The organism is Xenorhabdus sp. KK7.4 (genome assembly GCF_963876465.1).
In the GTDB taxonomy this organism is placed as follows: Bacteria; Pseudomonadota; Gammaproteobacteria; order Enterobacterales; family Enterobacteriaceae; genus Xenorhabdus; species Xenorhabdus stockiae.
Genome location: NZ_CAWNQF010000081.1, coordinates 17,623 through 42,333 on the forward strand (window position 1 = coordinate 17,623; position 24,711 = coordinate 42,333).

Consider the following 24,711-nt stretch of genomic DNA (forward strand, 5'->3'; position numbering starts at 1 on the left):
TGGATCAATTCAAAATATCCCATAGGTGAAATAATAAATTTGTAACCACTAAAACTATATAAATGGGATCGATAATGAAAAAGATTTCTGCGCTTGTCCTGGCTGCGGCAACGTTGGCCCCATCATTGACTTTTGCCCATGAAGCTGGTGATTTTCTGTTCCGTGCAGGTACTGCAACGGTAAGACCGCATACCGGCTCTGAGAATGTATTAACTTTAGGTTCGTTTGATGTAAACAATAATACACAATTGGGTTTAACTTTCGGCTATATGATCACTGATAATATTGGTGCTGAATTACTGGCAGCAACGCCATTTCAGCATAATGTCAGTTTGCCGGGTGCAGGTGAGATTGCGAGAGTTAAACAATTGCCGCCGACATTAATGGCTCAATATTATTTTGGTGAGACAGAAAACGCTTTACGCCCTTATGTTGGCGTAGGGATAAATTACACTACATTTTTTGATGAGAAATTTAATAATAATACGACTGTAAAATCCGCAAATTTAAATAGTCTGGATTTGAAAGATTCATGGGGTGTTGCAGGGCAGGTTGGTCTGGATTATCAACTTGATAAAAACTGGATGTTAAATACTTCGCTCTGGTGGATTAATATCGAAACCGATGTGAAATTTAAAGTAGGTGATGAAGAACACAAATATAAAACTCGTCTTGATCCCTGGGTATTTATGTTTGGTATTGGTTATAAATTTTGATGATTTGATACAGTTAACCTGTGTGTTTGATATGAGAACCAATGGGGCATTATTTGCCCCTTTTTTTACAATGTAATTTTACATTTCTACAATATATCCGCTTGTTCAGCGGAGTTTTATCGAGTTAATAACTGTTTTAACCCCCGGAATACTTCTTGCAATCTGAATGGCTTGCCTGACTTCTTCAGGAGAACGTGCAAAGCCACTTAATTGAACACGCCCTTTATAAGTTTCTACATTAATATCATTGGATTTAAGGTTCTTTTCTTCAAACAGAGCTGTTTTTATTTTCGTGCTGATTACCGTGTCATCAATATAGTTTCCTGTGCTTTCGGTTGTTGCCGTTGGGGCACATGCTGACAGCATGGCGGTGATAACCGCTGCGATAAGGAGTGTGGAAATGGACTGTAATTTTTTCATAATGGTTCTCCGTTGATGTCAGGAATAATGTTACGAAATACGTTTCCTGTTTTCTGGCGTTGATTTTTAACACATTACTGTGACAAAGTTTTTTTACCGGGGAATAATGTAATAGCAGTGATTTAAAAGTATTGTTGAAGATAAGGGAACTTACAAATAAGCTGGATTGATGTTTTGAGTCATTTCCCCCACGAATTGGCTTGTGGGGGAAAACGGTATTATCGCAGGGTAGCTGATTTCATTGAGTGAACAAATACTCTAAGTTTTTCTAACATAATCGGAGGTTGATGTAAATTATTCTCAATGATATTAACCACGGCTGATCCTGAAATAGCCCCTGCCGCCCCACTATTAATGACAGATGTGACTTGAGCTGGCTCGGAAATGCCAAACCCCTGTATGGCCGGTGCAGCACGGTATTCTTTGAGCTTGTTGACCAGATCCGTCAGTGGGTTTTTCATTCTATTCTGTACCCCAGTAGTTCCTGCTCTGGATAGCAGATAAGTGTAACCGCGACCGAATGAAGCAATCTCACGCAATAAATTATCATCTGCATTGGGCGGGCAGATAAAAATAGGGGCAACATCATGCTTGATGGCTGCCGAGTAAAAAGGACGTGATTCAGATATTGGCACATCTGCAATTAACACGGAATCAACCCCGGCATGTTTACAGCGAGCATAAAATTCATCGATTCCACTGTGAAATACCAGATTTGCATACATTAATAATCCGATGGGGAGCTCTGGATACTTTGCCCGGATCTGTGCCAGTAATTCAAAACAGCGTGTTGGCGTAACATGAGAAGACAGAGCACGAAGGTTAGCATTCTGGATCGTCGGGCCGTCTGCCAGAGGGTCGGAAAATGGAATACCAATTTCCAGTGCATCCGCGCCGCCAGAAATAAGAGCATCAATGATATCTAAAGATAATTCAGGATTAGGGTCACCGAGAGTAACAAAAGGAACAAAAGCACCCTGATTTTGTTTTTCTAATTTCTTGAAAAGTAATTCATAGCGTTCCATCAGATTTCCCCCCTGGATTTCAAAATATCGTGAACAGTAAAAATATCTTTGTCGCCGCGACCGGATAAATTGACGATGAGTAATTGTTCTTTATCCGGCTCCTGATGGATCATTTTCAGCGCATAGGCGAGGGCATGTGAAGACTCTAAGGCCGGGATAATTCCCTCGTTTAGTGACAGTGCCTTGAATGCATCCAGTGCTTCATCATCTGTGATGGAAACATAATCTGCTCTCCCGATGCTGTTCAGGTAGGCATGCTGGGGACCAACGGAAGGAAAATCTAACCCGGCAGAAATGGAATATGACTCTTCTATTTGCCCATCTTCTGTCTGCATAATCGGCGATTTCATACCAAAGTAGATGCCCAGTTTCCCGTGTTTTAATGGTGCGCCATGCTCTCCGGTTTCGATGCCATGCCCTGCGGGTTCAACACCTATCAGACGCACATGAGTTTCCGGAATAAATTCTGCAAATAAGCCGATAGCATTTGAACCACCGCCAATACAGGCAATAACCGCATCGGGCAGGCGTCCTTCTTTTTCCAGAATCTGAGCTTTGGCCTCTTCGCCAATCATGCGCTGAAATTCACGTACCATTGTTGGATAAGGATGGGGCCCCGCAGCAGTGCCAAGCAAATAATGTGCTTTATCATAGCTGCCGGACCAGTCACGCATGGCTTCGTTACAGGCATCTTTCAGTGTTGAAGACCCACTGTGAACGGGAATGACTTCTGCTCCCATAAGACGCATACGGAATACATTGGGGGACTGGCGTTCAATATCTTTTGCACCCATATAGACACGGCATTTTAAGCCCAGAAGGGCGCATGCCAGTGCGGTTGCAACCCCATGCTGACCTGCACCGGTTTCGGCAATGATTTCTTCTTTTCCCATTCGCTTTGCCAGTAATGCCTGCCCTAATACCTGATTGGTTTTGTGTGCACCGCCATGAAGTAAATCTTCACGTTTCAGATATAAATGGGTTTTTGTGCCTTTGGTTAAATTCTGGCATAACGTTAAAGCCGTTGGGCGGCCAGCATAGTTTTTCAGTAAGTTATGAAATTCTTGCTGAAATTCAGGATCATTTTTTGCCTCGATAAATGCTTCTTCTAATTGATCAAGGGCAGGGACGAGAATTTGGGGGACGAATTGCCCGCCAAAATCACCAAAATACGGATTTAATTTACTCATTATTTTCATTTTCCACTTTCTGTCTGAATATTAGTTATCTGAAAGATTACGGGTAGCAGCGTAATTGTTGGAAGACTTGTTTTATTTTCTGGCTGCTTTTAATCCCGGGCTGGATTTCGACACCGGAATTAAAATCCAGTCCGTAACAACCCAATGCGGCGGCCTGCCGACAGTTCTCAGCATTTAAACCACCCGCGAGAACACTGTTATGTTGAGAACCTTTATCAATTAATTTCCAGTCAAACGTTTTTCCTGTACCGCCGAAACCATTATCCAATAATAAGTGATCAATATTGGAGAGGCTGGAAAATACTTCAGTTTTCGACATATCAACGGATTTCCAGATTTCACAATTTTCCGGCAATAAAGAACGAAGTGCATCAATATAGGGCTGATCTTCATTACCATGTAATTGAACGGCTGTCAGTGAAAGCGCCCGAGCAGTCTGGCAGACAAAATCAACGGGCTGATTCTGGAATACGCCAACATATAATAAAGGAACTTCATTAATAATTTGTTGCGCTTGTTGCTGGCTAATTCTGCGTGGTGATTTTTCAGCAAAAATCAGGCCACCATAAACAGCTCCCGCCTGCAATGCAGCTTTGGCATCCTGTGGACGAGTCAAACCACAAATTTTATTGTCACCCAGAATCAGTCGTCGTAACGCTAGATCTAAATCGGACTGAGCCATTAAAGCACTGCCAATCAGAAAACCGTGAGCAAACTGGCTTAAATCACGTACTTGCTGGTGGCTGTGAATACCTGATTCGCTAATAACGATAGTCTCTTTTGGTAAACCGGCGGCCAGTTTTCGGGTACGTTGTAAATCGATGGACAGATCGCGCAGGTCACGGTTATTGATGCCAATGACTTTTGCTCCCAGAGCAACTGCCCGGTGGCGTTCAACCTCATTACTGACTTCCGTTAATACTCCCATATTAAAGCTATGTGCCAGAGCGGAAAGTTCGCGATAGGTATCATCATCAAGCACGGAAAGCATCAGCAGGATAGCATCTGCCTGATAATAGCGGGCCAGATAAACCTGATAGGGATCAATGATGAAGTCTTTACACAGAACAGGTTGGTGTACGGTTGCACTAACCATACGGAGAAAATCATAACTGCCCTGAAAATATTTTTCGTCGGTCAGTACTGAGATCGCAGCCGCATAAGGCTGGTAAGTTTTAGCAATGCGTACCGGGTCAAAATCAGACCGAATTAAACCTTTTGAAGGAGACGCCTTTTTACACTCCAAAATAAAAACGGTCTGTTTGTGAGTCAGTGCCTGATAAAAGCGGCGATGGCTCGGTACAACAGAATCCAGAAAACTCTCCAGCGGCTGTTCAGCCTTGCGGGTGATGAGATATAACGCCTTATCTTCAACGATTTTCTGTAATACATTACTTTTCATGATTAAATCCCTGCCGCTAGTGCGATCACTTTTTCATAGGACCGGCCACTGTAAATCGTGTCCAATGCCTGTTGTGTATTTTGCCGTAAATCTTCCTGACCATGTATTTTCATTAAAAGAGCAACATTGGCAGCCACCGCATCGACATGCGCTTTTTTACCTTGTCCTTGTAATAATAAGCTCGTCATATGACGATTTTCTTGTGGTGTTCCCCCACTGAGTGATGATATCGGATGATTTGGCAGCCCAAAGTCTTCTGCTGTTAACTGATATTGGATAATTTCACCATGGTTAAGTTCAGCAACCTGAATCGGAGCGTGTAAGGCGACTTCATCCATGCCACCGCTATGTACGACCGCAGCACGCTGAAACCCCAATACCTGTAATGTCTGAGCAATAGGGTTTACCAATTCCGGACTGTAAACACCAATCAGGGCAAGAGGCGGGCGAGCAGGATTGATTAACGGACCAAGTACATTGAATAAAGTACGGGTTTTCAGTTGTTGGCGAACGTTAACTGCATGGCGGAATCCGCTGTGGTATTGCGGAGCAAACAGAAAGCAGATACTGATTTCATCCAGTGCCCGACGGGATTCTTCAGCACTGGCATTGAGTGCGATACCAAACTCAGCCAGTAAATCAGATGATCCTGAGCGGCTGGAAATGCTGCGATTGCCATGCTTTGCCACTTTAAGGCCGCAGGCTGCGGCAACAAAAGCGCTGGTTGTCGAGATATTGATGCTGTTTGTTCCGTCACCACCTGTTCCGACGATGTCGCAGAAAGGGTAGTCAGGGCGTGGAAATGGAGAGGCATTGGCTAATAGTGCCTGTGCAGCCCCGGCAATTTCCTGAGGCTGTTCACCGCGTAGTTTCATACTGATTAGTACGGCCGCGAGTTGAGGCTCACTCAGCTCGCCACAAATAATAGCCGTAAAAAGTTTTTGGCTTTCTTGCTGGGTCAGTGCCTGAGCATTAAATAATTTTTCTAAAATTAATTGCATTTTCCCATCCTCCCTTTTATTGCCCCGATTCCTGTGAATTTAGTGCCCATGCCAGTGTTTGCTCAAGTAAGCGGGTTCCCTGCGTTGTCAGGATGGATTCAGGGTGAAACTGGAATCCACACACTCTGTTCTCGTCGTGACGAACTGCCATTACTGTATCGTGACAATAAGCGGAAACAATCAGTGTTGCCGGAATATTTACACCCACCAGAGAGTGATAACGGGCAACGGGAAGCGGGTTAGGTAAACCGGAAAACATAGCCAGCCCATCATGAGTCGCTAATGTTGATTTGCCATGCAGAATTTCACTGGCGGCCGAGATAGTGCCACCATAGGCTTCGATAATGGCCTGATGCCCGAGACAGATACCGATCACGGGGATTTTACCGATAACCTGCTGAAGTAATTGTGGCATACACCCGGCTTCTGAGGGTTTTCCGGGGCCCGGAGATAGCATCAGTAATGGTGATACCATGTTTTCCAGTTGAGCCATGATTATCTCGACGGATACCGTATTACGGTAGATAACAACCTGATGACCCCCACAGCGTAGTTGATCCACAAGATTGTAGGTAAAAGAGTCAACATTATCGATCAGAAGAATATTTGCCATTAGAATGTTACCTCCGTGTTATGAGCCTGAGCGATAGCGTGAATGACGGCTCTGGATTTGCTCTGGGTTTCCTGAACTTCGGATTGTGGGACGGAATCCAGAACGACGCCGGCTCCGACCTGAACCGTTGCTTCTCCGTTTTCTACATAGGCAGAACGAATCACAATGCATGTGTCAAAATCCCCTTTACCGGTGAAATAACCCACTGCCCCGGCATAGCTGCCCCGGCGTTCATTCTCATATTGCGCAATAAGTTGCATCGCCCGGACTTTCGGCGCACCTGTCAGTGTTCCCATATTCATACAGGCCTGATAGGCATGGAAAATATCCAGATCGTGGCGCAGTGTACCGACCACCCGGGAAACAAGATGCATAACAAATGAATAACGATCAACGTTCATTAAATCAGCAACGTAGCGGCTACCTGGTTCACAAATACGCGCTATGTCATTACGGGCTAAATCAACCAGCATGATATGTTCGGATAATTCCTTAGCATCGGTACGCATTTCTAGTTCAAGTCGGCTATCCAGATCCGCATTTAGTTCACCATTGGCATTGCGTCCACGGGGGCGTGTGCCCGCGATTGGATAAATTTCAATTTGCTGGCTGTCGGCATCATATTTAAGGGCACTTTCAGGGGAAGCACCAAACAGGCAAAAATCCTGATCCTGCATGAAAAACATATACGGGCTTGGATTTAGTTTTTTCAGGGTGTGATACGCATTCAGTGGTGCTGGGCAGGGTAACGTGAAACGCCGGGATGGAACGACCTGAAATATATCACCCCGCCGGATAAAACCCTGTAATTGCTGAACGATATCGGCATACTGTTCATCACTCCGGTTACAGGAAATTTGTATAACCGGTAATGTTACGGGCGTTAAGGGTTGACGAGGCTGAGCAATGATGTTTTCCAGTGCAGATAAACGTTCGTCAAGGCGCTGTTCTTCTGCTTTTGATTCACCAAATCGTGTTGTTTGCAACATGGCGTGCTGGCGCGGATGGTCGATCACCATCATGGTTTCTGCCAGATAAAAACAGAAATCTGGGCAGCGCTGAGAGGTTTTGAGTATGGGAAGCTGTTCAAATTCTGCTACTAAATCATAGGAAAATAATCCGCCTGAAAAAATGGCATCAGAATCTTCAGTTAGGGTGGATAATTGAGTCAGAGCACGTAATGCATCAAAAACAGAATCGGCTTTTAAACGGCTGTCTTCATCTAAATTTTCCTCAATAACAGGAAATTGAGCCTGAAGAGTGTGTGCTGTGAGAGTGATCTGAGCTTTTTCTGATAGTAGGCCGGCTAAGATGGGCAGCAGATTTTTGCCATTTTCAGTTAACGCTGCAAAATCAACCTGTCGGCCATTAGCGGTAATACGCATAGCGCTATCAATAATCAGCATGCTTTTGATCGCGTTTTTACTGTTAACTTCCGCTGATTCTAACAATAATGTTGCTGGCCGGTTATTGCATAACTCATTGAAAAGCAACGTTGGATCAGACTGGTAGACTGTCTCTCGTTGATTTACTGAAATATTAAATTTTTTACCCATCATACCCACCTCTTTTGTTATCTTTTTCTACAGAAAATTGGTATAAAAAAACCCGCTTTTCAGAGCGGGTTATTGGCACTTTGGATCTCGACTTATGTGTGCTACTCAACCGCCCTGAATGGGAAACTGGGCCACCAACGCATGTTTTGAGCTGCTTTCATAAGTGTGATCATCGTAAGTGCCTTGTTAAAGTAGAGTGTTAGTAATATGTGTTCAACAAGCAAATCTTGCGTACTAGTAAACTGGGTCCGTGTTTACTTGTCAACCGTTTTTTCGATGTATTTTTCTTCTGTGTATATTGAATGGGTTGTATCGATCAGTAGTTTAAATCTATAACAGATGGCTCATTTTTTATAAACACAATTGATTGAATTTTATTCTTTATGAATTTATTGTGAATTACTTCTGTTGTTTTTCATCAACGGCATTATTTTTTAATGAGCTATTATCTTATGAAAAAAATAAACTTATATGCCATGTTGTTTTTTATTACCCCAATTTTTTTTCATAACTCTAGTGCAATTGATTTAGATAAAAATGTTATTGTTCCCTATAAGATAAATAACCAAGATAAACCGAAAGGAAAGCCATTTTTAGTACCTCCTTCTTCTTATTACAATTTAACAATTAAAAACGCGAGTAAATATGATAAATTAAATCTTTATCGAAACGACGATCATTGTATGTATAACTCAGGAGAAAAAAGTATTAATTTGAAGGCGGGAGACGAAAAAACACAACAAATTGAAATTAGAAACAGTGTTTTTTCTTTTCCAGTATGTTCTCAAGTAACAAAAAGCATTAGTTGGACAGCAACAACTTATTTTAATAATAAAGAATATAAAAGTTGCTATGTTGATTTGAATTTTTCTTATAATCCGTTCGCGCTCCTCGGCCCAGGGATGGGTTGGTTTTACCATGTTAATACGCAGGAGGGATGTGGGTTAGAGGTTTCCGCCGATTGTGGTGGTAATAATTGTTTAAATAATGATGGAACACTTATTACAGACGATTATAACATTACTATCACTATAAAAGATGATAAAAACTCGGAGTCGCCAAGAATTACATCTCCTAAATCGGGAACACAGTTAAGCAACAACTATACTACAATTTTAGGGAAAGGGCTCAATGAAGATGGAAGCTTACCTGAGATTTACGCCTTTGTTTGGAGTGAAACTTATCCAACTCGGTCTACAGGTGATGGTGATAATTGGATGGCGCAAATCTGGTGGCCTTGTTATATCAAGAGTGACATTCAAATTAAAGATGTAGTTAATGCTGGCGTAATGTTATTTGGTCCCTGGTGTGGTGCAACAATTACTTCAATGCAGGATGGGCAAACTATTCCTGCTGGAAAATACAGTTTATCTGGTCTGGTGAATAGCGATACGATTGATGAATCAAAACGTATGCAGGTTAAAATTACGGGTTATAACCGTGATGGATCGATTTATTTACCAACAAAGAATTATACGCCGACTGTTGATACGGATACAGGTCGATGGAGTCTGGAAGATATAGAAGCTGTTTGTTCCATTAAGTATAAAGCTTCTTCATCTGTGTCTTCAGGCTATATTGATACATCGGGAATGCCGGGTCTACCAGAAGTCAATTATTCTGTACAAAGTTGCCCGGCAAAGATAACCAGCCCGAAACCTAATTCCACCGTTGGCAATAACTATATTACCGTTTCGGGGAAAGGCCATAGTGAAGATGGAGGCTGGCCTGATCTTGTCACCAGTTTCGATAGCAACAGTTATTCAACTCAGCCTACAGGTGATGGCGATAATTGGACGGCACATCTCTGGATGCCGTGCGGTATTACCGGTACAGTGAGTATTGCTGATATGGAAAACTCGGGGGTAACGTTTAATGGTCCTCCATGTGGAGAAACGATTACGTCAATGCAGGATGGGCAAACTATTCCTCCCGGAAAATACAGCTTATCGGGTCGGATAAATAGTGATACAGCGGATGATGAAAAACACATGCAAGTTCAAATCACGGGTTATAATCGTGATGGGTCTATTTATTCACCAGCAAAAAGTTATACGCCGACTGTTGATACAGATACAGGTGAATGGAGTCTGGAAGGTTTAGAGGCTGTTTGTTCTATTAATTATAAAGCACAGGTTTCCGATCCTTCATCAGAATTGCAGGCTACTCATCAATCTCTCTTACCCGGAGGAATGTCCAGCGTGGATTATTCTACGGAAGAATGTTCTGTGAAGATAACGAAGCCTAAAAAAGAGGAACGAATTTCATCAGGTACTGAAAATACACAGAATATTCCAATTGAAGGTACGGTAAATAACGATATTATCGTTTATGTATCATATGATACTAATGATTCACAATCGCCTGCCATTTTTGATAATGGTTATTGGAGCTATGAAGCTCAGGATGTACCAATGGGCTTTATCACCATTAACGCTGTTGGCAAAAGTTTATCTGGTGAGCTCCTTACCAATGAGAAAGATAAAGTAGTAATACTTAGCTCTAAAATTTTTTCTGTAGTACCTGAAAAGGACAGTTTTTTTACTCTGTTTAATGGAACAGCGATGCCAACTATTACTGACATTTCTTATATGGATTTAAATGTGTATGTTGAAATATCACTTGATGGATTTGGTCTTTTAGAAAAGGCTGCTTCTGATGAAAATGGTGACTGGAAATATGGATATAAGAATTATGCAAATAGAGGAGAGTATATCTTTATATTTAAAGAAGAATCTGATGATTCTGATGATTATGCTGGTAGAGGTGAAAAAACGTTTAAATGCACCGGTAGCGATCGTGGGATGGATTGCGTTGCTCAAAATTAATCATCGCCTTAATATTTAAGGAGATTGGAATGATTATTGTTAGAACTCTATTTATATTATTATTTTCTTTATTACATTTTAATCATTCATTTGCTGAAAATGAATTTAAATCTACCCCCTTGAAAGCTATTGCAGGAGGAGAGGAAAGTTGTAATGAGATTAGCAGCGATAAATGTAAATCTTGGGTGGTTGATATCTACTATAAAAATGATAAAAATGATAAAAATGATGAAGGGAATAGTATATGTTCAGGTTCATTGATTGCACCAGAGTATGTTCTAACCGCGGCACATTGTGAAAAGACGAAAACAAAGAAAGAGTCAATTTATTATGTGGTTAGTCCTAATGGTCAAAAAATGACGGCATCTATCCATGGTTTTATACCGATGAATATTCCTGGGCGATTTGAGCCTGATCGACATGATTTGGCAATTTTAAAGCTGGATAAGCCATTAGAATTGGATGGGAAAGAATATGGTCGAATTCGTCGTTTTTTCAGTTATGATGAAGCTTATGAAAAACTAAATAGTGAATATTATTACGCTGATGTCTATGGATATGGATATAGAGGAATTGATAAAGAATCAGGAAAAGAACAGGACAATAAGGGTAATAAGCAATACCGTGCTGATACTATCATTGTCTCTCCTGCTTTCGATTCTCGTAATGGTAATGGATTAATTCTAAAGGCAAATGAAAAAGAAGGATTAACTCCCGGAGTTATACAACATGGTGATTCTGGTGGTCCGATTATTTGGAATAACACCATTATTGGTGTTAATTCCTTTGGGTTTGATGCTCCTAGTGTAAAAGAGGGGGATACTCATAATAGTTATTATCCATTTTTTGTAGTTTCAGATGTGACAGGAAAACATAATAATAAGATAAACTTTATCAATAGTTTTTCTCCTGGAAAATGGTTTTCTCAGAAGATGAAACAAATCTGGATTGAAAATCCAGACTGGAATGGACATTTAAGAAAGAGAGGTGAATATATTATTATTAAGGGATGGGGAAGGCCGAAAAGCTCAATGGAACTCATTTATTCTATTAATGACGCTCCCTCCAAAACATTTAAATGTAACGATGTTACTAGTCGTGAAGGTAATTGGACGTGTAGTATCCCGAATAGTGAATTTTTCACTGAGGGAATTAATAAAGAAGAAGAGCAAAATGTAACGATTATAGCGAAAGAGTCATCAGATGGTTTGTCTAAAGCTATACAATGGAGAGAAGATAACATACAAGCAAAAATATCTTCCATTTCAAAGGAATTTGGTATTGTTTACCCGGCAGATAAGTCAACTGTATTTACTAAGTATTTTACAATTCGTGGGTATGCAGATCCTGAGTCAGAAGTGCGGCTTATACTGCAATCTAATATAAATAAGATTAAATATACTCAAGATAATTTATGTAAGGATGTTGGCCCCAAGCAGCCAATAAAAACAACAGAATATGGGATTTGGTCATGCACTATAAAACAAGACCTTGAGGGAATTGAAAATCCCGTTGGAGAAATAGAATGGAATTATACAATCACAGCGAGACAAGAAACAAAGGAAGTGCATCTTTATGATCAGGTTAATATATTATTTCAGCCTAAAGAAACAAAAAGACCAAGTATAAAAGTTAGTCAGGAAAAACAGTATGGAAAAATGATTCCTTTTCAGCTGGAGTTGGATAGTTCAGCTAAATTTTTTTGTTTTTTTGATCGCTCATACTTTGATTGTGGTAATGATTATTCTGGTACAAAGTATATGCTTAACGACAAAATAGATAAACCTAGTGATAACCTGAGAGGTTTTAATATTTTTATAACACAGAAAATTGACCATGTTGATCCACTTGATCAAGCTTTTTGGAATAAAGGGCATTTACAAGGAGGCTATTTATTCCCGGCGTTTAGAAAAGAATATAAATTTACGGATGAAAAACCAGTACCGATAGATCCTGCAAATCAAAGTAGTCGGGAATTTAAAGGCGATGGAGGTGATAGAAGTGAATATACCTGGCCAAATGGTGATATTATTTTACCATCCGAATATTCTATCCACATGAAAGATAAGGGCAAAGAAACATACTCCCCGATAACATTAGATGGAACTCATGACATTTTGCCTATTCCACTAGAAGGTAGCCCTCCTACTTGGGTTATTAAATTACCAGATTATCAATTAGAAGACGGGACTTACTATATCGAAGTGGCAGATACATATCATCCTGTGGGGCTGAAGGGATTTAGAGAGTATTGGAATATTTCATCTGTTGACAAAACTTATTTTGTAATAAAAACACCTGACATTAAGACTGAAACACCCTCCAAAGGAGAGACGATTACAGAAGGAACGCCAAGTTATGTATCAGGTAGTTCTAATGTTCCCGGCGATGAGGTTGATGTTAAAAGGCGTAAAATAGATCCTTCTTTATCTGAATCGGAGGGGAATAACCAAAAACTGGCTAAAGAAACGACTATTTGTACCGGCGCTGTTGTAAGTGATAATGGTAATTGGGAGTGTAGAGATCCAATCATTTTTCCTGTAGGAACTTATGAAATAATTGCTGAACTAATGAACGAAGGTAAAGTTGTCGCTAAAGATACTACACGCCTGACTATTGAAGATGACAATGATGATGATGATCCGGACAAGAAAAAATTTGAAGTAGAGAATCCTAAAGATAATTCAACTGTTGATCCGGATAATCCAATTCGCCTTTCTGGCTCATTAAGTGGTTCCGGAGGAGGTGGAGGAGCTGGTGGGGGAGGTGGTGGTTTTGGTGGTTTTGGTGGTTTTCTCGGTGATATATTCGGAGCAATTTTTGGCGGTGTGTCTTCATTAGCTAACTCTCCATTCAGTACTGGTCTTGGCTTCTTTTGGAATTTGGTTATTCAGCCTGATGCTATTTCAGGTGGAGATACTTATACGGTTAAATTGCAGGAAACTCACAATAAGGCACATGTCGGAGATCCTATTACCTGGCATTTTACTGTCCCTATACGTATTACCTCGCCTGCCAAGGGGGCTCAATATAGGCTAGATGACGGGATATCCATAGAAGGTCAGGGAAGCCCTAATCAATTAATTATCGTTACTGGGGCAAAAGATTTTCTACCACCCAAAAACATGACACTCCCGAGGTCTAATGAGGGAATGATCTGTTCTGCTACTGTGGATTCAAAAGGGAAATGGGCTTGTCCTAATAAACCTGCATTATTAGCATCAAATGAAGGGACGTTTTATATATATGCGGCTCAGTATAAAGAAACAAAATCGACGGAGTTTGGAGGTAATTATGAAAGGACTTCTGAGGTTACTCGCAAATATGTCGTCGCCAAAACAAAGATAGATATTACTCACCCTACTCATGGCGCAAAAATAACAACTCTCCCTTTTACGATTGAAGGAACTGGGGAAGAGAATGCGAATGTATACATCAAAGGGTTTGGTAATGCTAAAGATTGTATTACCACTGTTGATGAATCAGGTAAATGGTCCTGTGGGACTTATCATCCGGAAGAGGGGAAATATACTGTATCCGCAGAGCAGTTTATTGATGATACACAAAATTCACATTCATCTGTTTCTTTTGAAGTCCAGACTAAAACCACTAAATCAGTCACTATCACGCAACCACATAACGGTGGCTTATATAAGTATCTCGCAAATATCCTGCCAACGGGTACCGGAGTACCGGGAACGACAGTATGCCTGGATGTAAAAGAGTTATCGCAGGTTTGTCAGAATGGCATCACTGTAGATGATAAGGGGCATTGGCAAGGAATTAGCGGGTTAGATACCTCCGTTAAAGGAGAAAAACAATTGGTAGCAACAGCCTTTTTGGATAAGGTGAAGCAATCTACAGCCAAAGTGGCATTTTATGTGGGAGAAGATGCACTAACAGTACAGTCTCCTAAAGAAGACGAAGTTATAAAAGCCCCGTCATATACTTTTAGTGGCACGATGCAGGAGAAGATTAACTCAGTGACAGTCAAAGCATTCGCTGGTCATGATGAGTGCTCCGCGAAGCTCAATAAACATAATTATACATGGACATGCGGGCCTTATAGTTCTGTGCCGGGAGATTATCATGTGACGGTGGTGGATGATGCCGGCTCCCATGTTAATCGGAGCTTTAAAGTGCGCTATGGGGATAATTTGCAAATGCGCATACTGGCACCTGAAGAAGGGGAGCAAATCACAACTCCAACCTATACCATCACCGGTAAAGGACAGGCCGGTGCTCTTATCACCGTACATATTTCAGACACACTGGTTGCAGACACGCTAAGTTGTAGTGTTTATGTTGATGAATATCAGAGTTGGTCTTGTCCGGCAATGGAATCAATTCCGGGCTCATATAAGCTCAAGGCCCAGCAATGGGTTGATAATATGGCATCAGGTAAGCCTGTAATACGCAATTTTGATGTGATCTATATGCGCGATATTACGATTAATCCTACGGCAGCTCCTATATGTACAGCCCCAGATGAAACTATTTCTATTCCAATTACAGGAACAGCAACAAAGGGTGCTGATATTTCTTTATCGGTAGGTGACAATGCCTATAAATGCGGCCCTGTACAAGTTTCAACAATGGATGGTTCATGGAACTGTACTCTGGAGAATGTAACGCCGGGAAGGTATCAGGTAAAAGCGAAGCAGACTATTACAGTGAATGGTCATATCCATGAAAATGAGAAAGTAGATTATGTGAATGCGGCTATTTTGAGTATCTCCCAACCAGTAGATGGGGGAATTTTTTCTACATATAGTTCTTCAATAGATATGCTTATAGGGGGATATTCACAACCGAAAATGGAAGTGTCATATGATATCCTGGATTATGGAAGGAGTTATAGGTGTCATAGAGCTAGCGAAACAATGATATCAGGAAATGTTGGTGCAGGTAGCATAACTGCTGATGATAAGGGGTACTGGAGTTTTGATGTAAACCTTAAACATTTAGGTTGGTACAAATTAACAGTTTCTAGTTCTGGAACATTTTGTGGGAAACCCATTCAGACAGAAAGCAAGTTTTGTTATCGTCTATATATGAAATAAAGACTTCATCTTTTTATTGCTACGATTTGATAAAAATAGATACAGTGAATAGACATGCTATTTCAATCCTATCGAATCTGATACGACTATCATAGTTCGATAGGGTTTCTCTTTTCCATCTAAATAACGAAGTCTATTCGGTATTTAGCCCCTGCAATCGCCATCACTGTGGTATCATTCCCGCTTTGTACGTCATATCGCCTGATAGCTGATAGACAGTGCGCCTGCTTTTCATCCAACACACAGGTAAAGAACAATGACTGAAGCCATCAGTGAAATGACAAAACGCTATGATCTACATAGTCATACGACTGCTTCAGACGGCGTTTTATCACCTGATCAGCTCGTGGACAGAGCGATTTCCATGGGCATTCATGTACTGGCAATTACGGATCACGATACAACGGCAGGTATTCCGGCAGCTTTAAACCATATTAGGCAGAATGAGTTGCCTATGAAATTAATCTCTGGCGTTGAAATTTCAACGTTATGGCAAAATATGGAAATTCATATTGTTGGGTTAAATATTGATATTAACTCCGTTGCCTTAAAATCATTCCTGTCTAATCAGGTTAATTTAAGAAAAGAGCGTGGCATTGAAATCGGGCATCGGTTAGCTAAAGCTGGTATTCCCGGTGCTTGGGAAGGTGCATCCCGGCTAGCCAATGGTGGGCAGGTCACTCGCGGGCACTTCGCCCGTTATCTGATTGAAGTGGGAATTGAGCCGACAATCCAGCGGGTTTTCAAAAAATATCTGGCGAAAGGAAAAATCGGTTATGTTCCGCCTCAATGGTGTACAATCGAGCAGGCAGTTGAAACCATTCATCAGGCCGGAGGACAGGCAGTGATTGCTCATCCCGGTAGATATGGTTTGTCAATGAAATGGCTGAAACGCTTGATTATCTGGTTTAAACAACATGGTGGTGATGCAATGGAAGTTGCACAATGCCAACAAGCACCTAATGAAAGGCAACAACTTGGTCAACTGGCAAGAGAATATGGGCTGAAAGTATCATTAGGGTCTGATTTTCACCAGCCTTGTTCATGGATAGAACTCGGTCGTAATTTGTGGTTACCCGGTGATGTTGTACCGATATGGCACGATTGGTCACAGAGCGGAGCTGCATAGAAGTAGAGGTTATTGTTATGAGCCAGTTTTTTTATATCCACCCTGACAATCCACAGATGCGTCTTATTGACCAGAGTGTGGAAGTACTGAAAAAGGGCGGAGTTGTCATTTATCCTACTGATTCAGGTTATGCTATTGGCTGCTGCCTCGAAAACAAGGACGCAATGAACCGTATATGCCGAATTCGTCAACTGGATGGGCGGCACAATTTTACGCTGGTATGTCGTGATTTATCAGAAATTGCGACTTATGCCCATGTGAGTAATCAGGCATTCCGGCTAATTAAGAATAATACACCCGGTAATTACACATTTATCCTGCAGGCGACAAAAGAAGTGCCGCGCCGTTTAATGAATGAGAAACGTAAGACGATAGGGCTGCGTGTTCCATCGAACCCTATAGCATTAGCGCTGTTGGAGGCAATGCGTGAGCCTCTGATGTCATGTAGTCTGATTTTACCCGGAAATGATTTTGCGGAATCTGATCCGGAAGAGATTAAAGATGCGCTGGGTAAACAGGTTGATTTAATCATTCACGGTGGCTATCTTGGGCAGCAACCGACAACGGTAGTGGATTTAACCGAAGATTCACCAGTGGTTCTTCGCGAAGGCGAAGGCGATGTAACGCCTTTTTTATAAGATAACCACTTTATTATTTTTTTATTATACGACGCCTGTGAAGGCGACAGCAGAGGTTGCTCAATGAGCGATAAAACAGAAAAGTTACAAAAAATTCTTGCGCGTTCTGGTCATGGCTCCCGCCGTGAAATTGAAGGATATATTCAACAGGGGCGCATCAGTATTGATGGCAAGATCGCAACGTTGGGTGATCGTATTGAAGTTAAACCCGGCACAAAAATCCGCTTTGACGGCCGGATCTTAAATATCAAAGAGTCACAAAAAACAGTTTGCCGTGTTCTGGCTTACTATAAACCTGAAGGTGAGTTGTGTACCCGCCATGATCCGGAAGGCCGTCCGACAGTCTTTGACCGTTTGCCAAAAATGCAGGATGCGCGCTGGATTGCCGTTGGGCGTCTGGATATCAATACTTGTGGTCTGTTACTGTTTACAACAGATGGTGAACTGGCAAACCGCCTGATGCACCCAAGCCGTGAAGTTGAACGTGAATATGCGGTTCGTGTTTTTGGTGAAGTAGATAACGCAAAACTGCGCCAACTGACACAAGGTGTCCAGTTGGAAGATGGCCCGGCTTCATTTAAGACGATTTCGTTTAAAGGTGGGGAGGGTATTAACCAATGGTATAACGTTACTCTGACGGAAGGGCGTAACCGCGAAGTCAGACGTTTATGGGAAGCCGTTGGCGTGCAGGTCAGCCGTTTGATCCGCGTTCGTTATGGTGATATTGATCTGCCGAAAGGTTTACCTCGTGGTGGCTGGACTGAATTAGGTCTGGAACAAACTAACTATTTGCGCCAGCTGGTTGAGCTGAATGAAGAGACTGTATCCAAAGTTGCGGTTGAACGCGACCAGCGCCGTCTCAAAGCCAATCAGATCCGCCGTGCAGTAAGGCGACATGCTCAGGTAGCTTCTCGCCCGGCAGGAAAACGTCCTGCAAGTAGTTCCCGCCAGAACACAGGAAGAAAAACGACACCTAAAGGCCGTTAATCTTCTCAGGCCGCTGTTTAGCGCTTATTGCGCTTTCAAACAGCGGCTCCCATCACTCAATGATTTTTACCAGACATATTGCTTACCAATCGATACCTCTCTGGGCTTTGATTCCCGCATCAAAGGCATGTTTGACCGGCCGCATCTCTGTCACGGTATCGGCAAATTCAAGCAACTCACGGTGACAACCTCGTCCGGTAATAATAACTGACTGGCTGGCAGGGCGCTGTTTCAATGCTGTCAGAACTTCGCGAAGTTCCAGATACCCATAACTGACCATATACGTGAGTTCATCAAGCACAATAAGCTGGATTGAAGGATCGGATAACAATCTTAAGGCATGTTGCCATACTGACTGACAGGCGTGAGTATCTGTTTCCCGATTTTGGGTTTCCCAGGTAAATCCGGTTCCCATAACATGAAACTCAACCCCATTTTTTTCCAGCAGGTTTTTTTCTCCGTTTTCCCATGTTCCTTTAATGAACTGAATGACACAAGCACGTTGACCATGACCAACTGCACGGGTGACAGTCCCGAATGCAGCCGTTGTTTTCCCTTTTCCATTGCCAGTGAAAACCATAACAATACCGCGCTCTTGTTGTGCGGCAGCGATGCGGGCATCGACTTTTTCTTTCAGGCGTTGCTGCCTTTTTTGGTACTGGCTGTTATCTCTTGTCATTATTCGGCTGGTCCCGCTTTGCGGCCCGGTTGTGCATCAAAACTGATACCTGAATCATGCTGGCTGTCATCTCCCATCAAGTAAAGATAAACGGGCATAATATCGGCAGGTGTTTTTAATTTGGCGGAATTTTCATCAGGAAATGCACTGGCACGCATACTGGTGCGGGTTCCACCCGGATTAATGCAATTAACCCGCAGGGACGTTTCCTGATATTCCTGTGCTAAAACCTGCATCAGACCTTCTGTGGCAAATTTGGAAACAGAGTAAACTCCCCAGCCACTTCTGCCTTCACGCCCTACACTGGAACTGGTAAATACCAAAGAACCCCGGGGGGATTTCAATAGCAGTGGGATCAGTACCTGAGTCAGCATAAATGTGGCATTGACATTCACCTGCATCACATCATGCCAAAGTTGGACGGGTTGTTCTGTGATGGGCGCGACAACCCCCAATAAACCTGCGTTATGTAATACGCCATCCAGATGGGGATAATGCCGTGCCAGCTCGTCAGCAAAAGTCTGGCATTCATTAGCCGTCACAGTTAAAAGATCCATCGTATAAATAGCCGCAGGTAAGCCGCCTTCATTTTCGATTTGCTGTTTAACCACTTCCAGTTTTGCCGTTGTGCGTCCAAGCAAAATAACCTGTGCACCATGCCGGGCATAAGTTAGTGCAGCTTCACGGCCAATACCATCACCGGCACCAGTGACTAAAATGATTTTTTGTTGCAGCAGGTCATTCTTTGGTTGGTAATCTAACATCTGACTCTCTTCTATAAACAGTTTTTAAATCTGGCGGGTAGATAGGTGTAGCACATAGCGTCTTATCAGAACAAAACTTCGTGTTTTCGTCAAATTGACAAAAGTTTATCTGCTTTCTTTTTTGTGAAAATAGATAAGTTATATTAATTATTTTTTCTGAAGTAGATTTGACGGAACAGAAGCAAAGTAAACTGTTAGAGCACTGTTTCAGGTTTTTGGTTAAAATGAAATATATATTGTTCATCATTAATGAAGAAAGGTGGATCTGTGGAGTATGTTTCTCTATACGGACTGTTCTTGGCAAAAGTAGTGACTATCGTCCTGGCAGTCGTCGTTCTGGTAGTATTTTGTATTGGAGTTGGTGTGCGTAAGACAATGCACAAAGGCGAATTGCTCCTGACCAATCTTGGTGAAACTTATAAGGAAAAACAACGTCAGATGCAGCAGGCTCGAATGAGTGAGGCAGAGCTGAAAATCTGGCAGAAAGAGCAGAAAAAACAGCAAAAAAGTGAAGCCAAGCAGAAAAAGGCTGAGGCAAAAAGCGGCCTGAAGAGCGAACCGAAAACCAGTCTTTATGTGCTTGACTTCAAGGGCAGTATGGATGCCCATGAAGTAGATTCTCTGCGTGAAGAGATCAGTGCGGTTCTGGCTGTTGCTGATAAAAATGATGAAGTTCTGGTACGTCTGGAAAGCCCCGGTGGTGTGGTGCATGGTTATGGGCTTGCTGCATCTCAACTGGCTCGTTTGAAAAACAAAGGTATCCGACTGACAATCGCGGTAGATAAAGTGGCGGCAAGTGGTGGTTATATGATGGCGTGTGTGGCTGATCGTATTATTGCTGCGCCTTTTGCCATCATTGGTTCAATTGGTGTGGTCGCGCAATTACCAAACATCCATCGGTTACTGAAGAAAAATGATGTTGATATCGAATTGCATACAGCAGGCGAATATAAACGTACTTTGACCATGTTGGGAGAAAATACTGAACAGGGACGGCAGAAATTCCGGGAAGAATTGAATGAAACACATAACTTATTTAAATCGTTCATTCATGATCATCGTCCTGCACTGGAAGTCGATAAAGTCGCGACAGGTGAGTATTGGTATGGCACACAGGCAAAAGAGCTTGGATTGATTGATGAAATTGGTGTCAGTGATGATTTCCTGATTTCACAAATTGAACACTGTGAAGTGATTGGAGTCGGCTATGCTCGCCGTAAGCGTGTAGTTGAACGTTTCATGGGAAGTGCAATGGAAAGTGCTGATAAATTGCTGATGCGCTGGTGGCAAAGAGGCCAGAAGCCACTGCTCTGACAGTAAATCTGGCGATACATGCAGTAAACTATAGATTAAACAATATCATATAGCTACATTAATGGCGGATAGTATGACACGGTCAGAATGGCAGTCATATTATCCGCTCCATAAATTAAGAAAGTTTTTCCTGCCTTATGTTGTCTGAACTATCTTGAGAGATAGTTTACCTTGCACAAAAATCACAATTTTCCTAATCATTTCATTTGGTTTATATACCAGCAATTGCCGCTTGACAGGAAGTGTTCTAGTTTGCATCTATTCTGCTTTCCAGAAAAATAAGTTGTTGCGCATCGTTTTTTATCAGGTACAGTGTGGGCTTTTCGTCATGCAGATGGAAGATTTTGTTTACAACTGTTAGGCCATGTCATTGCATGGTATGCGTTTATGTATAAAATATCTCATATATTTCAAAGGGTTTGGTGTTTGAGCGAAAGTCTGGGATAAAAATTAGTTGATATCTTGCGAATCTATCGCAATATAAAAAGAGATCTATTTTATATACCGCAACATAACTTCGTAATTTTCGCCATCTGAAAAGAAGATAATTAGGTAAAGGTAACTATGGGTAAAGCTCTTGTTATAGTGGAGTCCCCGGCAAAAGCCAAAACAATCAATAAATATCTGGGAAATGACTACGTTGTGAAATCCAGCGTTGGTCATATCCGTGATTTGCCGACCAGTGGTACAACGAGTCAAAAGAGTTCGAGCTCATCTACCGATAAGAATAAAAAGAAAACTAAAAAAGATGAGAAAACAGCGCTGGTTAACCGAATGGGAGTTGACCCTTACCATGGCTGGGAAGCGAATTATCAGATCTTGCCCGGCAAAGAAAAAGTGGTAGCAGAGCTGAAAACACTGGCTGAAAAAGCACAGCATATTTATCTGGCAACGGACCTTGATCGCGAAGGGGAAGCCATTGCCTGGCATTTGCGGGAAGTCATTGGCGGAGACGATACACGTTTCAGCCGTGTTGTTTTTAATGAAATTACCAAAAACGCTATTACTCAGGCTTTTGATAAGCCGGGTGAGTTGAATCTTGACCGTGTCAATGCACAACAGGCGCGCCGTTTTATGGATCGCGTGGTTGGTTACATGGTTTCACCATTATTGTGGAAAAAGGTTGCCAGAGGGTTGTCTGCTGGCCGTGTTCAATCCGTAGCTGTCCGTCTTGTTGTTGATCGTGAACGGGAAATTAAAGCATTCGTTCCGGAAGAATACTGGCAGATATATGCGGATCTCATGGCTAAAGGGGGCGTTGAGCTCCATATGGAAGTTACCCATAAAGAGGGTAAACCATTTAAGCCAGTTAACGCTCAACAGACTGAGGCTGCCGTTTCTTTACTTGAAAAAGCCAGTTATAAGATCACTGACCGTGAAGATCGCCCAACGTCAAGTAAGCCGAGTGCGCCGTTTATTACTTCTACGCTGCAACAGGCTGCCAGTACCCGGTTAGGCTTTGGCGTAAAGAAAACCATGATGATGGCTCAGAAATTATATGAAGCAGGCCACATTACTTATATGCGTACTGATTCTACTAATCTGAGTCAGGATGCTTTGAGCATGGTGCGCGGTTACATCAGTGATAACTTTGGTGATAAATATCTGCCTAAAGAAGCCAATATTTACAGCAGCAAAGAGAATTCGCAGGAAGCCCATGAAGCTATCCGGCCGTCTAATGTTGAGATTATGGCTGAAGCACTGAAAGATATGGAAGCTGATGCCCAGAAATTGTATCAGCTTATCTGGCGCCAGTTTATTGCCTGTCAGATGACTCCGGCAAAATACGATTCAACCACACTGACTGTTCAGGCCGGCGATTTCGAATTGCGGGCAAAAGGCCGTACCTTACGTTTTGATGGCTGGACAAAAGTTATGCCTGCCTTGCGTAAAGGAGATGATGACCGTACTTTGCCTATCGTGGAAGTAGGGACGGGCCTTGATTTACAAAAATTGCTCCCAAGCCAGCATTTTACTAAGCCACCGGCGCGCTTTAGTGAAGCGTCACTGGTTAAGGAGCTGGAAAAACGCGGTATTGGCCGTCCATCTACTTATGCTTCAATCATTTCCACCATTCAGGATCGTGGTTATGTGCGGGTTGAAAATCGCCGCTTCTACGCGGAAAAAATGGGTGAAATTGTCAACGATCGTTTAGAAGAAAACTTTAACGAGCTGATGAGCTATGATTTTACGGCAAGAATGGAAGATCAGCTCGATCACGTTGCAAACAATGAAGCAAACTGGAAAGGCGTCTTGGATGAGTTTTTCGTCAATTTCAGTGAGCAACTGGACATCGCCAGCAAAGACCCGGAAGAAGGCGGAATGCGCCCGAATCCGATGGTCATTACTTCTATTGAATGCCCGACCTGTAGTCGCCCGATGGGGATCCGTACCGCAACGACAGGTGTATTTTTAGGTTGTTCAGGTTATGCATTGTCTCCAAAAGAGCGTTGTAAGCAAACTATTAACCTGATCCCGGAAAATGAAATACTGAACATTCTTGAAGGCGATGATGCGGAAACGAATGCGCTACGTGCCCGCCGTCGCTGCTCTAAATGTGGCACAGCAATGGACAGTTATTTGATTGATACCCAGCGTAAATTACACGTCTGCGGTAATAATCCTGCTTGTGATGGCTACGAAGTAGAGAACGGCGAATTCCGTATCAAAGGTTATGACGGCCCTATCGTTGAATGTGATAAATGTGGCTCGGAAATGCACCTGAAAATGGGGCGTTTCGGCAAATATATGGGATGCACAAACGAAGGGTGCAAAAATACCCGCAAGATCTTGCGTAGTGGGGAAGTTGCACCACCGAAGGAAGATCCTGTGCCATTACCTGAGTTGCCGTGTGAAAAGTCAGATGCTTATTTCGTTCTGCGTGATGGGGCTGCCGGTGTATTTTTGGCTGCCAGCACATTCCCGAAATCACGTGAAACACGTGCGCCTTTAGTTGAAGAACTGGCTCAGTTTAAAGACCGTTTACCTGAGAAATTGCGTTATCTGGCGGAAGCACCGACTGAAGACCCTGAAGGGAATAAAACGATTGTGCGTTTTAGCCGTAAGACAAAACAACAATATGTCTCTTCAGAGAAAAATGGTAAAGCGACGGGCTGGACCGCATTTTTTGTTGATGGTACATGGACGGTCAAAGAAAAGTGATGATTATTATAATGGGTTGCCAGCCAATCTATTGAAATATAATCAGACAGATATTTTACTTTTGAATTAAAATATGACTTTTTTTTCTGTAAAGCCAGTTCTCAGGACTGGCTTTTTTGTATATAGAAAACCCCCTGCTAGGCAGGGGGTTCCGTAGAGCTTTCAGCGATGAGGCAGCTATAAAAACCCCTTTTGATTTGTTAAAACACCTTGCG

The 24,711-nt window shown here is 42.3% G+C and carries 17 protein-coding genes and 1 other annotated feature; of the genes, 8 read left to right on the plus strand and 9 right to left on the minus strand.

Going from position 1 to position 24,711, the window contains the following annotated elements; all coding sequences use genetic code 11:
* The first annotated feature begins 74 nt into the window (after window positions 1-74).
* On the plus strand, window positions 75-716 hold the full coding sequence (ompW, locus tag AACS90_RS14265) for an outer membrane protein OmpW (RefSeq protein WP_099123118.1): 642 nt from the start codon (window positions 75-77) through the stop codon (window positions 714-716).
* Window positions 717-821: 105 nt separating this feature from the next.
* Here ompW and AACS90_RS14270 read toward each other — a convergent pair whose 3' ends face one another.
* The 7 genes from AACS90_RS14270 to AACS90_RS14300 form a co-directional block, all read right to left on the minus strand.
* A complete protein-coding gene (locus tag AACS90_RS14270; protein ID WP_099123119.1) occupies window positions 822-1,136 on the minus strand; it encodes a BON domain-containing protein in 315 nt (104 codons plus the stop codon).
* A 218-nt stretch (window positions 1,137-1,354) separates the two neighbouring features.
* Window positions 1,355-2,161: a tryptophan synthase subunit alpha gene (gene trpA, locus AACS90_RS14275; RefSeq protein WP_099123120.1), complete on the minus strand. Its 807-nt coding sequence runs from the start codon at window positions 2,159-2,161 to the stop codon at window positions 1,355-1,357.
* Window positions 2,161-3,351: a tryptophan synthase subunit beta gene (gene trpB / locus AACS90_RS14280; protein WP_099123121.1), complete on the minus strand. Its 1,191-nt coding sequence runs from the start codon at window positions 3,349-3,351 to the stop codon at window positions 2,161-2,163. Before trpB ends, trpA begins: the two co-directional genes overlap by 1 nt.
* A 46-nt stretch (window positions 3,352-3,397) precedes the next feature.
* Complete coding sequence (gene trpCF, locus AACS90_RS14285; RefSeq protein ID WP_099123122.1) at window positions 3,398-4,762, minus strand: bifunctional indole-3-glycerol-phosphate synthase TrpC/phosphoribosylanthranilate isomerase TrpF; 1,365 nt, start codon at window positions 4,760-4,762, stop codon at window positions 3,398-3,400.
* A 2-nt stretch (window positions 4,763-4,764) separates the two neighbouring features.
* Window positions 4,765-5,763 (minus strand): anthranilate phosphoribosyltransferase, encoded by a 999-nt coding sequence (trpD, locus tag AACS90_RS14290; RefSeq protein ID WP_099123123.1) that lies wholly within the window; start codon window positions 5,761-5,763, stop codon window positions 4,765-4,767.
* Between the two features lie 16 nt (window positions 5,764-5,779).
* Window positions 5,780-6,376 carry a glutamine amidotransferase-related protein gene (locus tag AACS90_RS14295; RefSeq protein WP_099123124.1) on the minus strand — a complete coding sequence of 199 codons (597 nt, stop codon included), beginning with the start codon at window positions 6,374-6,376 and terminating at the stop codon, window positions 5,780-5,782.
* Complete coding sequence (locus tag AACS90_RS14300) at window positions 6,376-7,935, minus strand: anthranilate synthase component 1 (RefSeq protein WP_099123125.1); 1,560 nt, start codon at window positions 7,933-7,935, stop codon at window positions 6,376-6,378. Before AACS90_RS14300 ends, AACS90_RS14295 begins: the two co-directional genes overlap by 1 nt.
* Before the next feature lie 39 nt (window positions 7,936-7,974).
* Window positions 7,975-8,075, minus strand: a sequence feature (Trp leader region).
* Window positions 8,076-8,384: 309 nt separating this feature from the next.
* Here AACS90_RS14300 and AACS90_RS14305 point away from each other — a divergent pair.
* From AACS90_RS14305 to rluB, 5 genes are all read left to right on the plus strand, one after another.
* On the plus strand, window positions 8,385-10,760 hold the full coding sequence (locus AACS90_RS14305; RefSeq protein WP_099123126.1) for a hypothetical protein: 2,376 nt from the start codon (window positions 8,385-8,387) through the stop codon (window positions 10,758-10,760).
* A 29-nt stretch (window positions 10,761-10,789) separates the two neighbouring features.
* Window positions 10,790-15,823 (plus strand): trypsin-like serine protease, encoded by a 5,034-nt coding sequence (locus AACS90_RS14310; RefSeq protein ID WP_099123127.1) that lies wholly within the window; start codon window positions 10,790-10,792, stop codon window positions 15,821-15,823.
* 256 nt (window positions 15,824-16,079) lie between these two features.
* A complete protein-coding gene (gene rnm, locus AACS90_RS14315; RefSeq protein WP_099123128.1) occupies window positions 16,080-16,952 on the plus strand; it encodes an RNase RNM in 873 nt (290 codons plus the stop codon).
* A gap of 17 nt (window positions 16,953-16,969) precedes the next feature.
* Entirely contained in the window at window positions 16,970-17,590 is a 621-nt protein-coding gene (locus AACS90_RS14320) for an L-threonylcarbamoyladenylate synthase (RefSeq protein ID WP_099123129.1), read from the plus strand.
* Window positions 17,591-17,653: 63 nt separating this feature from the next.
* Window positions 17,654-18,577, plus strand: coding sequence for a 23S rRNA pseudouridine(2605) synthase RluB (gene rluB / locus AACS90_RS14325; RefSeq protein WP_099111897.1), 924 nt, complete (start codon window positions 17,654-17,656; stop codon window positions 18,575-18,577).
* An 82-nt stretch (window positions 18,578-18,659) separates the two neighbouring features.
* Here the strand turns inward: rluB and cobO are convergent, their stop codons facing one another.
* Window positions 18,660-19,256: a cob(I)yrinic acid a,c-diamide adenosyltransferase gene (cobO, locus tag AACS90_RS14330; protein WP_099123130.1), complete on the minus strand. Its 597-nt coding sequence runs from the start codon at window positions 19,254-19,256 to the stop codon at window positions 18,660-18,662.
* A complete protein-coding gene (locus tag AACS90_RS14335) occupies window positions 19,256-20,020 on the minus strand; it encodes a YciK family oxidoreductase (RefSeq protein WP_099123131.1) in 765 nt (254 codons plus the stop codon). Before AACS90_RS14335 ends, cobO begins: the two co-directional genes overlap by 1 nt.
* Before the next feature lie 267 nt (window positions 20,021-20,287).
* On the opposite strand from AACS90_RS14335, the gene sohB reads away from it, so the two are divergent.
* Window positions 20,288-21,334: a protease SohB gene (gene sohB, locus AACS90_RS14340; RefSeq protein ID WP_099123132.1), complete on the plus strand. Its 1,047-nt coding sequence runs from the start codon at window positions 20,288-20,290 to the stop codon at window positions 21,332-21,334.
* A gap of 564 nt (window positions 21,335-21,898) precedes the next feature.
* Window positions 21,899-24,496 carry a type I DNA topoisomerase gene (gene topA, locus AACS90_RS14345; protein ID WP_099123133.1) on the plus strand — a complete coding sequence of 866 codons (2,598 nt, stop codon included), beginning with the start codon at window positions 21,899-21,901 and terminating at the stop codon, window positions 24,494-24,496.
* Window positions 24,497-24,711 lie beyond the last annotated feature (215 nt).

What these genes read in the sequence shown, in the direction of transcription:
- AACS90_RS14300 (WP_099123125.1), bottom strand. Translation starts at nt 7,935, where the DNA reads ATGATGGGTAAAAAATTTAATATTTCAGTAAATCAACGAGAGACAGTC.
- trpD (WP_099123123.1), bottom strand. Translation starts at nt 5,763, where the DNA reads ATGCAATTAATTTTAGAAAAATTATTTAATGCTCAGGCACTGACCCAG.
- AACS90_RS14320 (WP_099123129.1), top strand. Translation starts at nt 16,970, where the DNA reads ATGAGCCAGTTTTTTTATATCCACCCTGACAATCCACAGATGCGTCTT.
- AACS90_RS14295 (WP_099123124.1), bottom strand. Translation starts at nt 6,376, where the DNA reads ATGGCAAATATTCTTCTGATCGATAATGTTGACTCTTTTACCTACAAT.
- AACS90_RS14310 (WP_099123127.1), top strand. Translation starts at nt 10,790, where the DNA reads ATGATTATTGTTAGAACTCTATTTATATTATTATTTTCTTTATTACAT.
- trpB (WP_099123121.1), bottom strand. Translation starts at nt 3,351, where the DNA reads ATGAGTAAATTAAATCCGTATTTTGGTGATTTTGGCGGGCAATTCGTC.
- rnm (WP_099123128.1), top strand. Translation starts at nt 16,080, where the DNA reads ATGACTGAAGCCATCAGTGAAATGACAAAACGCTATGATCTACATAGT.
- trpCF (WP_099123122.1), bottom strand. Translation starts at nt 4,762, where the DNA reads ATGAAAAGTAATGTATTACAGAAAATCGTTGAAGATAAGGCGTTATAT.
- AACS90_RS14270 (WP_099123119.1), bottom strand. Translation starts at nt 1,136, where the DNA reads ATGAAAAAATTACAGTCCATTTCCACACTCCTTATCGCAGCGGTTATC.
- trpA (WP_099123120.1), bottom strand. Translation starts at nt 2,161, where the DNA reads ATGGAACGCTATGAATTACTTTTCAAGAAATTAGAAAAACAAAATCAG.
- rluB (WP_099111897.1), top strand. Translation starts at nt 17,654, where the DNA reads ATGAGCGATAAAACAGAAAAGTTACAAAAAATTCTTGCGCGTTCTGGT.
- topA (WP_099123133.1), top strand. Translation starts at nt 21,899, where the DNA reads ATGGGTAAAGCTCTTGTTATAGTGGAGTCCCCGGCAAAAGCCAAAACA.
- AACS90_RS14305 (WP_099123126.1), top strand. Translation starts at nt 8,385, where the DNA reads ATGAAAAAAATAAACTTATATGCCATGTTGTTTTTTATTACCCCAATT.
- AACS90_RS14335 (WP_099123131.1), bottom strand. Translation starts at nt 20,020, where the DNA reads ATGTTAGATTACCAACCAAAGAATGACCTGCTGCAACAAAAAATCATT.
- cobO (WP_099123130.1), bottom strand. Translation starts at nt 19,256, where the DNA reads ATGACAAGAGATAACAGCCAGTACCAAAAAAGGCAGCAACGCCTGAAA.
- ompW (WP_099123118.1), top strand. Translation starts at nt 75, where the DNA reads ATGAAAAAGATTTCTGCGCTTGTCCTGGCTGCGGCAACGTTGGCCCCA.